This window comes from Providencia sp. PROV122 (assembly GCF_028482365.1).
Lineage (GTDB): Bacteria > Pseudomonadota > Gammaproteobacteria > Enterobacterales > Enterobacteriaceae > Providencia > Providencia stuartii.
This window is the reverse complement of sequence record NZ_JAMPQI010000015.1, coordinates 76947-86613: the sequence shown is the minus strand read 5'-3', so window position 1 is coordinate 86613 and position 9667 is coordinate 76947. Positions and strand designations below refer to the sequence as shown.

The window sequence follows — 9667 nt, the reverse complement described above, 5'->3', positions numbered from 1 at the left end:
GTATACTTTTATATTGAAATTGCGAATACTTTATGTATACTCTCGTAATGAACAATAAGGAGGTTCAGATGAATTACATAAGCCGATATAGAAAAAAGCTTGGGCTTACACAGACAGATTTAGCTAAAGAGCTAGGCTGCACAAAAGGAAACATTAGCCATTATGAAAATGGCAGACGTAAAGCAGACCTTGAAGTATGCAGACAGCTAGTTAGATTTTTTAACAACAACGGGATTAACGTCACTATCGATGACATTTTCCCACCAAAAGCAGCATAAGCACCACCTCGCTCTTTAACATCGCTAGACCGCTCAGAGTAAATTCTCAGAGCAAGCTCAACTCACTGGATCGTGAGTCACGGACTAACTGTATCTAAAAGGACTATAGACTATGGAAAATGCAAAAAATATCAAAGTAGAGTGCTCATCAAACGAATTGATGACGTTTTACATTCAACAAATGTATTCAGTCGGTAATAACGGACTCGCTAAGGCGCTAGGAATACACCCATCAAAATCCAGTCGAGATAAAGCCAGAATATTCGATTTAGCTTGCCAGTTGGTGAGTAAGTTCGGATTACCCCCTGACTCTGTAAATATCAGCGATAAGCCAACGAAAGTTGTTATCGAAGGTGATTATGCAGAAAGGCTCATTCGGGCAATCGAAGGGAAGGGAGGACTTAAAAAAAAGGCCTCAACCACGGCAGGGAGTGAGGCACAAATCAATCTAGATATTTAAGTGTCTATGAAATTGTATCAACAACCAGTGTTAGTGGCAAGGTGGGGAGCTTAGCTTCCCTTTTTTGATACAACAACCGAATAAGGGAATTATACCATGAAAAATAAACGAAATCATGACTTTAATTATCATGCAGTGCATAAAAACATCATGCGAGATAGGGAACTCAGGAAAGTAACCCCTCTAGGCATAAAGCGTCTTAGGGAAGCTTTTGAAGATGCAAAACTAAGGAATGCTCACAGGAAAGAACTATTGGGAGGGGAGCCGCATGAGTAACGTTGCATATGCAGATTTTGGTAATCAACGACGGCAAGAGAGGCCTAACGTGGCAGATCTTGATAATGGGTACACCAGGATAGCAAACGAGCTCTTAGATGCGATTATGCTTGCTGGGTTGACCAAGCACCAATTATTAATGGTTATAGCTGTGTGGAGAAAAACATACGGCTTTAATAAAAAAATGGATTGGGTTGGCAATGAACAACTTGAAAGCATGACAAAGATTGATAGCACTAAATGCTCCACCGCTAAAAATCAATTAGTTCGGATGAAAATCTTTATTCAGGAAGGTCGAAAAATTGGAATGAATAAGAATATTTCTGAATGGGAAACCGACATTGACCGAAACAGTAAAAGTTTTACCGAAACGGTAAAGAATAGCTTTACTAAAACGGTAAAAACCACTTTACCGAAACAGTCAAACACAAAAGACAATAATACAAAAGACAATAAAGACAAGATCCCCCTTACCCCCGTTGGGGAAGATATCGCTCTAGAAATTCTCGATTATTTTAATCAGCTAACCAATTCTAAATTTCAATCTACGGAACCCATCCTAAAAGCGCTTAATACCATCAAAGCTAAAGGCGAATGCTACACAGCTGATGAAATTAAACTTGTGATGGAGTGGGCTGTTAAGACTTGGACTAAAGGGAAGGACTTGAAACCTCAGAACTTGTGTCGAATGACTCGCTTCGATGGCTACCTTTCAGATGCGCTCAAGTGGAAAAACCGTGACGGTATCAATCCTGTCGATTGCCCTCATGAAGAATTAATTAAAATCTGGAATAAATACGTTCCTGAGAGATCCATTGATTTTCATGAGTGGACATCACGCAGACCTGCTTACAAAGATTTGGAAGCTGTCTGGAATGGCAAAACCAACAAGGGGCAGTGGCGTGAAGTTCAGCACATGGACACTTGTTTCAGACTCATATCTCAATCAAGTTTATTTTCTGGTTTGAGCGAAAAAGGTTGGTTAACCCTGGATTGGATCTTAACTCCTGCTAGATGGTCGCAAACCTACGAACAAGCAAAACGCGAATACTCAGAGCGTAAAAAAGGAATTTAACATGAACAGCAAGTTTTGTGATTTATACGCTGAGAAGTCAGTAATTGGCGGGATTTTAAATGCCACTGGAGAATACACAGACCTGGCATCAAGTGCCATAGAGACTTTATCCGAGGATGATTTTACTGCTGTTAGCAATAAATTAATTCTCCGGGCTTTGAAACGAATGAACCAGGCAGGTGCGAAGATTGACCTGATTATGGTTAACAGTGAGCTTGAGCAATGCGGTGATAGCAAAAATAGCGGCGGTTTCCCATATCTTGCTGAATGCGCCAAAGACTTGCCTAGTATCCATATGCTGCCAGGGTATGTTGAGAAAGTTAAACAGCTATCTTTAGCTAGGAGAACAATATCAATTCTTCAAGATGGGATATCCAGGATAAATGAGTCAGGGGTAAATCATGTTCACGATATTGCTGGGCAAATTCAGGAAGAAATATCCAACGTTAGCAATAACCAGGTTACTGAGACTCAACACATCATGTCAGGCGTTGAAGAGTCGCTATCGATTATTGAGTCGATGATCAGCGGTGATATTTGGAAGTATAAAACCGAGTTCGGCTTGCCAGACATTGACCAGGCTTTCGGTGGTTTCAACAACACTGATTTTATTGTTATCGGGGGGCGCCCTGGTATGGGTAAAACAATGCTAAGCACCACGATCACAAAGTCGGTTGGCTTAGCAAAATCTAAACCTGTTTTGTTCTACAGCTTGGAAATGCCATCCTGGCAAATATCTGAACGTGTCGCATTTCATCATGCCAGGGTGGATAAGGAATCAATTCTCGGCAAAGAGAAATCTAAAATGAACATGGATGAAGCCTGGGCTCGGTTATCTAGTTCATTGGCTGAAATCAAAGACTCACCAATTTACATCAACGACAAGCCATCAATGAGTATTCATGAAATCCGGGCTGATGCCAGGAGAATGAATAAACAAACTGGCGGGTTAGGGGTGATCATCGTTGACTACCTTCAAAAGATGAAAATGACTAACCCGGAGAACATGAATCAGTCGGTAGGTGAAATCGCTACCGGGCTTAAGAACCTGGCTAAAGAGCTTAAATGCCCGGTAATCGCCCTGGCGCAATTAAACCGCAACCTAGAGCAGCGAACTAATAAACGCCCTGGGAATGCTGACTTAAGAGAGTCGGGAGTTATTGAGCAGGAAGCTGATGTTATTTTCATGATTTACCGGGATGAGAAATATAACCCTAATACCGAACTAAAAGGAATTACTGAGGTTATATGTACCAAATCCAGGCATGCACCCGGAGCTGAAAAGACGTATTATTTCACTAATACAAGCGGAGGGTTAGATCAGGCTGACTTAACTAGATTAAGATTAGAGTCTCATCAAGATGAAATCGAATGCTAGCTAATAAGAGAGGAAATTATGATTGTTAAAACTGAAAAAATGACGGACGCACAGCTTATTGAATACTTAAAAGATAAGTTGCTATTAATTACAAATGAATTGGCTATTGTAAAAACTGAGTACCCTGATGCGCAGGAGAGAATTGACAAAGCTGTTCGAACATCCGTAAACGCAACGGATGTAATAACGGAACACCAGCGTGAATTCTAAAAACTCAGCCTGCAATATGCGGGCTTTTTTGTGGCCGTAACACACCAAATCATAAGGACTTCTAGATGAGCAAACAAAAGGAAATACCATTCGGAACTATTGTCGTAATTCATCAAGCTATTGATGACGAAAACGAGGTCTATTTGAAGGGGGTTCATGGTGATTTTGACGCAACTGATATTCAAGATTTTCAAGATGAAATATCAACTGTTTTAACGGGCGAAGATTACTTTCAAGGCGAAGGTATTTATACATTAAAACCAACTATTGATTATTATGATTACCATCATGAAATTACATTTGAGTTGGTTTCATTTGAGCCACTGATAAGTGAGGAGGTTCTAATGCAGGGAACTAATTGGGTTAAGGTGAGTGAGAGATTACCCGGTGAATGTCGGCAAGTTTTATTAAAAGTTAAGAACGATTACGAATTAGCTCTCGGTTTTGTAATTAACGGTTATTTTTACGAGCAAGTAACATTTTCTAAAATCGCAAACAATACAGTCACGAACACTAAAATACCAGCTGAGAGGGTAACTCACTGGATGTACTTAGACAGCATCCCACTCCCACCAATGCAAGAGGGTGAATGATGACAGAGCGGGAATTAAAACTAGAAGCCGTAGCAATTTGGCAAAAGCTAATTTTGCAAGCTAAGCGAAAATACCAATGGTGGGAGTTGTAGCATGAACGAACTCAAGAAATGCCCGTTTTGCGGTGCTGACAGCATTAATCTGCGCAATGAAAAATTCATAACTACCAATGACTTCAAAAAATATTTGGAGGCAAATGGATGGTATGAAAAATCTACCATCTCTGGCTTAGCAGTTGTTTGGCGCTCAAATACATTTACTCGTGATGAAATATTGCAACCCATTGATACGGAACTTTCAGATTACAGTAATCGGGTCGATGACATAATCCGTGTATTGTCAAAAACACAAAGGAAATCATTGGGAGAAATCATATCTGATATTAACGCTATTAGCAGCATGGAACAGGAGAGCTAATGATGAATGAGTTAAAAAAGTGCCCGTTTTGCGGCAGCAAAGTTAAATGGTGCGGCGAGAATGAGCCAGACCCAGAAGATAACCACCTTTGTGATCACATCCAATGTACTAATGCTGATTGTGGCGCTAATTTCTCTTTTATCCGCAATAACGACATTTACCCAGATAATTCTGATGACATGACAGCAGAAGAATTAATGCAAATTGACCGTGATTATTCAGCGCAAAGGTTTAACAGGAGAGCTAACAGTGAGTGATAAGCTGCCAGATGAAATTTTAAAAACGCTAGCCACTGAGCCAATGTTTATCGAAGTGGTAGAACGCTGTTTAGATAAAAGTGAGTTAGTTAGTAATTTTAGCCGTATCTATGGCGTTGATTTGCCAAGAAAGCCAACCTCACCACTAATTGCAATGGTCGACGAAGCGACAGGATTTAGAGAGCATCAATTTAATGAGTTCTTTACAGCTTTTATCCCGTTTGTTTATCGGTATGTTTGGTTGCCACTTTACAGCAAAGGAAAACTAGGAGGCTAACTTGGAGAAAGCCACAAAGTTTCTTCTAAGAAATAAACGAATACGTGAAAACCTAATAGCCACAATAAATGCTCTACCCCTCAACGAAGAATTCCCCCTAGAAGTAAAAATCTCAGAATCCAGCCGAACACTACCGCAGAACGACATGTTCCATGCGCTATGTGGTGATGTGTCAAAGCAAATGACACTCAACAATGAGCCACTGAAATTATGGCAGTGGAAGAATGTCTTTGTGTCTGGCCACTGGATGGTTACTACAGGAGCGAAAGAGTCACCGTTAATTAGGGGAATTGAAGGTGAGCTATTAAACATACGAGAGAGTACGTCTCAAATGGGCAAGAAGCGCATGAGTAGCTTAATTGAATACTCGACAGCTTGGGCGGTAGAAAGCGGCGTGAAGCTGCGTACAACTCGTTATGAATATAACTACTACGGGCACAGGGAATAACTCAAGGAGCAGCAAGAGAGATGAACATCATATCAAAAATGGCAATCGCTATGGCGTCATTAGCATCACAGAGCGCCTTATGGGCTATCAATCGTAATAGCTATTGGTACAGCTACCCAACATCAACTAAGCGCATCACAGGTCACGCAAAAATAAACCGAGCAGCCAAGAAGCGGAGGAATAAAAAATAATGGCAAAGCGAACTAACGCACTTGAGCAAATGAAAAAATGGATGGAAGTAATCCCACAGTGTTTGCAGCCACAGAATAAGCAAGCTGACAGCGAAGAACCCAAAGAGAAGCCAGTAGCCAAGAAGCGGAGGGCGAGAAAATGAAAGAACCCCACATATACAGGCTTCTCACTTACGAAGAAGCAGAAAGACTTTGTGAGCATTACAAGCGACAAGGTTATTCCCCAGTCAAAATGCTCAATATTAACCCGAAATATTTCGATGTATCAGTCAATCTACCAACCCAAAAATGGCTCAAGCCAACACCGCGAACAATGATTAATAGGATGTGGAGATGAAAAACGAAGCAGAAGCGTTTATGAGCGCATTAACAACACTCAAGCTATGTTGGGCTATCCATAAGTCCAATGAAGCCGTCAGGAAGTGTGCAGGGCTATTAAAGCGCAAATTTAAAGAGCACTTAGCGTATGAAGCAATGCGGAAGATTGAAGGTAGTAGTAACCCGATGTTGGTTATCACACTTGCAGAGTGGGAGCTAGAGAAATGACAAGTATCTACCGCTCAAAAAAATGGCTCAAAGCCGTAGCTCAAATCGAATGTTGTGTCTTGTGTGGTCGCTATGGCACTCAGGTAGCACATAGAAACGAAGATAAGGGGATGGGGCTTAAGGTTGACGATAGCCTCACAGCAGCATTATGTCAGCACTGCCATCATGAGATTGATAACGGCAGCAAGTTGAGTCGAATTGAAAGACGTCAACTGATGGATAGGGCGATTGTTTTAACACTTAGGGAGCTAACCAGAGGGGGATTGATAGAACCATCATGAAGCAATATCACCTCAAGTTGCCGTGGCCGCCTTCAGTAAATACGTACTGGCGACACTGCAAAGGCAGGCACTATATATCATCAAAGGGTACAGGCTACCGAAAGCAAGTAACAGATTACATCAAGCAACATAACCTAGATATCAAAACCACCTCTCGCATCAAGATAATCATCACTGCAAACCCTCCAGACAAACGCAAAAGAGACCTCGATAACTTGCCTAAAGCTGTTTTCGATTCGCTTACTCACGCCAACTTTTGGGATGACGACGAGCAGATAGATGATTTTCGAATTAAACGCGGCGAGAGGGTTAAAGGCGGCTCACTGGATATCATGATATGGGAGATAGATGATGCAGGCTGAGATAACAACCATTCCAGAATTACTCATCAAAGCCAGAGGAAATCAAACTCGAGTGGCTGGCTGGATAAGCGCATCGCGAAATACAGTAAAGAAGTACGCATTCGATACGCGAGCAGAAAAGCACATCATTGTAAACAACCAGTTAATGGTTATACATCGTGGTGGAATCGGTGGGGCGACAAAAGGAAAGAGTGAAGTATTGGCGGGGGCGAGATGAGAAAGGCTTCATTTGAACAAATAGTTTACTTCAGAACTGAAAAGGAAATGAGGAAAAAGCTTTTTGGAACACTTCCAAAGCTAAGCCCATCAGAAAGACCATGGACTAGATATATGCTCACCATATGGGGAAGGAACTACCGAGGAGATGATTCTCCAGATGGCCTAAATATAAATGTTATTGGTCGGCTAATGACGAGGGATGAATGGGATGATGGCTCTGCTACTTTGATTCGTGCCACTTTCGATAACTGTAGAAAGATGGGATACACAGGCAATGAGCTAATCGAAAAGGTAAAGGAAATTATTGCACCAAACAAATCAACACTCGGCGCACTTCGCCTCGCCAAAGAAAAAGATGACGCCGAATTTGTTGAAAAGTGTATTAACGAAATTTTACCAACGAGCAACCCGCTTCGTGATGTAGTTATTAAACGCTATAAGCAATGCAAAAGCCCGCAAAACATTTCAGAGGAGCTATCGAGGAAAACCGGTATAGACCTAGACTCTGCCAAACGCCGCGTTAGGTGGGCTTGCGTGATGATTGAAGATGCCATTCATCCTATGATTAGTGATATTAAATAGCATTATTTTCTATATAATTTATTAATAGGAGAAATCTATTGCATTCTGCGCCTAAATAGTATACTGTTTATGTTATGCTCGCTCGTAAAAGCAAAGAGCAGACAGATAGATTAAAGAGGGTAAGAGATTACCTACTAATTACGGGCTGAAAAGTTCCGATTCTAGAGCCTCACTTCGGTGGGGCTTTTTGCATTGCAAGGGTTTATATGCTTGATGAATTCGAGTGAGCATAAAAAAAGCCACCAACTTTTTAGGATGGTGGCAAAGGATCGTTGAGAGCAACGCCTGATGAGTAAAAACTGGAAAAATAAGTACAGAGTTATTCTAACCATCTAATTTAAAAAAAGAAACAAACTTTATCTGACAGTCTATTTATAACGTTTAATATTGTTCCGATGCCGGAATTCCGATATCGCCAATTAAAGCTGTAAGGATTGCTTACAAGTTCACATTCAAGAGGTCGCCTAGTGCGGCCTTTTTCGTATACAGCCGCCACAGACTCAGCTGCTAATCTTTACCCTCACTAATGAACTGTGCGCGGCTTTCTATTTAAGAGAGGTAGTTATGAGCAATCAACATTTAGAACAGACAGTTGCTGCATTATCAGCGCAGGTAACACATCAATATGCCCAGATTGCGGAATTACAAAAACAGCTCACTGACATGCAAGCGGCAATGAGCTGTGAATTAGAGGCGTCAAAATCAACAATTTTTAGCATCCAAGCAACAATTAATGCTAATGAAAAAGCCTTCGCTGATACAGTTAGTCAACTTGAATCAAGGTTTACTTCATCTCTTAAAAAATGAATCTAAATACTCTAACTCAGCCATCCCTTCGGTAAGTTACATAGGGATGAACATTTAACTTATCTCAAATGCTGATTAAATTCATTAATCTAAATCCGGCTACCTGCTGGTGGCTTTCTATTAACTAATTCCTCCAGTAAAGGGGGTGAGTATGGATCATATGAAAGAAAACCCCGAGTTCTGGGATAACGTATTTCAAATTATTGCTGCTCATAAGGAGCAAGGTATTAGCGCATCACTAGCAACAGGCATGGCGATTCTACGCGGCAAGTACAACGGCGGCGGTTGGAAGAAGACGCTATTTGATGGTGCCATGTGTGCGTTGTTTGCATGGTTTGTAAAAGACCTTCTAACACTGCTTGGACTTAATCATGAATTGGCATATCTGGCCAGTGTATTCATTGGGTATGTCGGCGTGGATGGTCTGAGTAAAATTATTAAAGGCAGGGCGGGGGTGAACAATGACTAAGCAAGCGCGAGGCATTCGCAATAACAACCCTGGTAACATTGATTACAACAAAGCCAATAATTGGAAAGGGCAATTGCCGCATGACCCAAGTATTGAACCTCGCTTCTGTCGATTTGAAAGCCCTGTTTATGGTATTCGTGCATTGATGGCACTACTTCGTACCTACCAGCGTAAGTACGGGTTAAAAACTGTATCAGGCCTGATTGACCGCTGGGCTCCGACGAATGAAAACAACACCCGAGCATATATTAACGGTGTAGCTAAAGAGTTGGGTGTATCGCCTACTGATGTTATCAGTCTTTATGATAAGGCAACCACAATTAAACTGGCCAAGGCAATCATTCGTCATGAAAATGGCACGCAACCCTACGATGAGGCTATGTTCGAAAAAGCGTGGAGTTTGCTGTGAAAAGGCTTATAGCTTTAGCACCGTTTATTTGCTGGCTGTTGCTATTCATATTTGGCTTAATACTGACATATCAGATGGTCAAAGTGAGTAAAGAGAATGGAAAGCTCATTGAGCAATTATCAACAAGCCAGC

Annotated in this window: 21 protein-coding genes; all 21 read left to right on the top strand. The window is 41.3% G+C overall.

The genetic code is table 11. The features are described from left to right. Positions 1–32 precede the first annotated feature (32 nt). Positions 33–278 (top strand): helix-turn-helix transcriptional regulator, encoded by a 246-nt coding sequence (locus tag PSE69_RS12835; protein WP_404824022.1) that lies wholly within the window; start codon positions 33–35, stop codon positions 276–278. A 112-nt stretch (positions 279–390) separates the two neighbouring features. Beyond that, positions 391–738: a hypothetical protein gene (locus tag PSE69_RS12830; RefSeq protein WP_196993084.1), complete on the top strand. Its 348-nt coding sequence runs from the start codon at positions 391–393 to the stop codon at positions 736–738. Between the two features lie 96 nt (positions 739–834). Further along, positions 835–1014: a hypothetical protein gene (locus PSE69_RS12825; protein WP_072502857.1), complete on the top strand. Its 180-nt coding sequence runs from the start codon at positions 835–837 to the stop codon at positions 1012–1014. Then, positions 1007–2089 carry a replication protein gene (locus PSE69_RS12820; RefSeq protein WP_272675265.1) on the top strand — a complete coding sequence of 361 codons (1083 nt, stop codon included), beginning with the start codon at positions 1007–1009 and terminating at the stop codon, positions 2087–2089. The genes PSE69_RS12825 and PSE69_RS12820 overlap by 8 nt, the downstream gene beginning before the upstream one ends. A gap of 1 nt (position 2090) precedes the next feature. Next, entirely contained in the window at positions 2091–3467 is a 1377-nt protein-coding gene (locus tag PSE69_RS12815) for a replicative DNA helicase (RefSeq protein WP_196993082.1), read from the top strand. An 18-nt stretch (positions 3468–3485) separates the two neighbouring features. Then, on the top strand, positions 3486–3677 hold the full coding sequence (locus tag PSE69_RS12810; protein ID WP_196993081.1) for a hypothetical protein: 192 nt from the start codon (positions 3486–3488) through the stop codon (positions 3675–3677). A 65-nt stretch (positions 3678–3742) separates the two neighbouring features. Continuing rightward, positions 3743–4270 carry a DUF551 domain-containing protein gene (locus PSE69_RS12805; protein WP_272675264.1) on the top strand — a complete coding sequence of 176 codons (528 nt, stop codon included), beginning with the start codon at positions 3743–3745 and terminating at the stop codon, positions 4268–4270. Positions 4271–4363: 93 nt separating this feature from the next. Then, positions 4364–4687: a hypothetical protein gene (locus PSE69_RS12800; RefSeq protein ID WP_060556912.1), complete on the top strand. Its 324-nt coding sequence runs from the start codon at positions 4364–4366 to the stop codon at positions 4685–4687. Then, on the top strand, positions 4687–4944 hold the full coding sequence (locus tag PSE69_RS12795) for a Lar family restriction alleviation protein (protein ID WP_053110589.1): 258 nt from the start codon (positions 4687–4689) through the stop codon (positions 4942–4944). Before PSE69_RS12800 ends, PSE69_RS12795 begins: the two co-directional genes overlap by 1 nt. Continuing rightward, on the top strand, positions 4937–5221 hold the full coding sequence (locus PSE69_RS12790; RefSeq protein WP_060556911.1) for a hypothetical protein: 285 nt from the start codon (positions 4937–4939) through the stop codon (positions 5219–5221). The genes PSE69_RS12795 and PSE69_RS12790 overlap by 8 nt, the downstream gene beginning before the upstream one ends. A 1-nt stretch (position 5222) precedes the next feature. Then, the gene (locus PSE69_RS12785) at positions 5223–5669 is read left to right on the top strand and encodes a recombination protein NinB (protein ID WP_004916478.1); all 447 of its coding nucleotides are present in this window, start codon (positions 5223–5225) and stop codon (positions 5667–5669) included. 20 nt (positions 5670–5689) lie between these two features. Next, positions 5690–5860, top strand: coding sequence for a hypothetical protein (locus PSE69_RS12780; RefSeq protein ID WP_272675263.1), 171 nt, complete (start codon positions 5690–5692; stop codon positions 5858–5860). Next, positions 5860–6003 carry a hypothetical protein gene (locus tag PSE69_RS12775; protein WP_164529017.1) on the top strand — a complete coding sequence of 48 codons (144 nt, stop codon included), beginning with the start codon at positions 5860–5862 and terminating at the stop codon, positions 6001–6003. The genes PSE69_RS12780 and PSE69_RS12775 overlap by 1 nt, the downstream gene beginning before the upstream one ends. 190 nt (positions 6004–6193) lie before the next feature. Beyond that, positions 6194–6406, top strand: a complete 213-nt coding sequence (locus PSE69_RS12770) for a DUF7740 domain-containing protein (RefSeq protein WP_053110585.1) — start codon at positions 6194–6196, stop codon at positions 6404–6406. After that, on the top strand, positions 6403–6687 hold the full coding sequence (locus PSE69_RS12765) for a hypothetical protein (RefSeq protein WP_053110584.1): 285 nt from the start codon (positions 6403–6405) through the stop codon (positions 6685–6687). Before PSE69_RS12770 ends, PSE69_RS12765 begins: the two co-directional genes overlap by 4 nt. Beyond that, positions 6684–7049, top strand: a complete 366-nt coding sequence (locus PSE69_RS12760) for a RusA family crossover junction endodeoxyribonuclease (RefSeq protein ID WP_060561200.1) — start codon at positions 6684–6686, stop codon at positions 7047–7049. The genes PSE69_RS12765 and PSE69_RS12760 overlap by 4 nt, the downstream gene beginning before the upstream one ends. Then, positions 7039–7266, top strand: coding sequence for a protein ninH (locus PSE69_RS12755; RefSeq protein WP_272675262.1), 228 nt, complete (start codon positions 7039–7041; stop codon positions 7264–7266). Before PSE69_RS12760 ends, PSE69_RS12755 begins: the two co-directional genes overlap by 11 nt. Then, entirely contained in the window at positions 7263–7850 is a 588-nt protein-coding gene (locus tag PSE69_RS12750) for a hypothetical protein (protein WP_272675261.1), read from the top strand. The genes PSE69_RS12755 and PSE69_RS12750 overlap by 4 nt, the downstream gene beginning before the upstream one ends. Before the next feature lie 564 nt (positions 7851–8414). After that, positions 8415–8657, top strand: a complete 243-nt coding sequence (locus PSE69_RS12745; RefSeq protein WP_072502864.1) for a hypothetical protein — start codon at positions 8415–8417, stop codon at positions 8655–8657. A 151-nt stretch (positions 8658–8808) separates the two neighbouring features. Beyond that, a complete protein-coding gene (locus PSE69_RS12740; RefSeq protein WP_004916437.1) occupies positions 8809–9126 on the top strand; it encodes a phage holin, lambda family in 318 nt (105 codons plus the stop codon). Next, positions 9119–9535, top strand: a complete 417-nt coding sequence (locus PSE69_RS12735) for a structural protein (RefSeq protein WP_060560976.1) — start codon at positions 9119–9121, stop codon at positions 9533–9535. The genes PSE69_RS12740 and PSE69_RS12735 overlap by 8 nt, the downstream gene beginning before the upstream one ends. Positions 9536–9667: the final 132 nt, after the last annotated feature.

Coding starts and splice junctions, on each gene's coding strand:
- PSE69_RS12835 (WP_404824022.1), top strand. CDS start 33: ATGTATACTCTCGTAATGAACAATAAGGAGGTTCAGATGAATTACATA.
- PSE69_RS12830 (WP_196993084.1), top strand. CDS start 391: ATGGAAAATGCAAAAAATATCAAAGTAGAGTGCTCATCAAACGAATTG.
- PSE69_RS12825 (WP_072502857.1), top strand. CDS start 835: ATGAAAAATAAACGAAATCATGACTTTAATTATCATGCAGTGCATAAA.
- PSE69_RS12820 (WP_272675265.1), top strand. CDS start 1,007: ATGAGTAACGTTGCATATGCAGATTTTGGTAATCAACGACGGCAAGAG.
- PSE69_RS12815 (WP_196993082.1), top strand. CDS start 2,091: ATGAACAGCAAGTTTTGTGATTTATACGCTGAGAAGTCAGTAATTGGC.
- PSE69_RS12810 (WP_196993081.1), top strand. CDS start 3,486: ATGATTGTTAAAACTGAAAAAATGACGGACGCACAGCTTATTGAATAC.
- PSE69_RS12805 (WP_272675264.1), top strand. CDS start 3,743: ATGAGCAAACAAAAGGAAATACCATTCGGAACTATTGTCGTAATTCAT.
- PSE69_RS12800 (WP_060556912.1), top strand. CDS start 4,364: ATGAACGAACTCAAGAAATGCCCGTTTTGCGGTGCTGACAGCATTAAT.
- PSE69_RS12795 (WP_053110589.1), top strand. CDS start 4,687: ATGATGAATGAGTTAAAAAAGTGCCCGTTTTGCGGCAGCAAAGTTAAA.
- PSE69_RS12780 (WP_272675263.1), top strand. CDS start 5,690: ATGAACATCATATCAAAAATGGCAATCGCTATGGCGTCATTAGCATCA.
- PSE69_RS12775 (WP_164529017.1), top strand. CDS start 5,860: ATGGCAAAGCGAACTAACGCACTTGAGCAAATGAAAAAATGGATGGAA.
- PSE69_RS12770 (WP_053110585.1), top strand. CDS start 6,194: ATGAAAAACGAAGCAGAAGCGTTTATGAGCGCATTAACAACACTCAAG.
- PSE69_RS12765 (WP_053110584.1), top strand. CDS start 6,403: ATGACAAGTATCTACCGCTCAAAAAAATGGCTCAAAGCCGTAGCTCAA.
- PSE69_RS12760 (WP_060561200.1), top strand. CDS start 6,684: ATGAAGCAATATCACCTCAAGTTGCCGTGGCCGCCTTCAGTAAATACG.
- PSE69_RS12755 (WP_272675262.1), top strand. CDS start 7,039: ATGCAGGCTGAGATAACAACCATTCCAGAATTACTCATCAAAGCCAGA.
- PSE69_RS12750 (WP_272675261.1), top strand. CDS start 7,263: ATGAGAAAGGCTTCATTTGAACAAATAGTTTACTTCAGAACTGAAAAG.
- PSE69_RS12745 (WP_072502864.1), top strand. CDS start 8,415: ATGAGCAATCAACATTTAGAACAGACAGTTGCTGCATTATCAGCGCAG.
- PSE69_RS12740 (WP_004916437.1), top strand. CDS start 8,809: ATGGATCATATGAAAGAAAACCCCGAGTTCTGGGATAACGTATTTCAA.
- PSE69_RS12735 (WP_060560976.1), top strand. CDS start 9,119: ATGACTAAGCAAGCGCGAGGCATTCGCAATAACAACCCTGGTAACATT.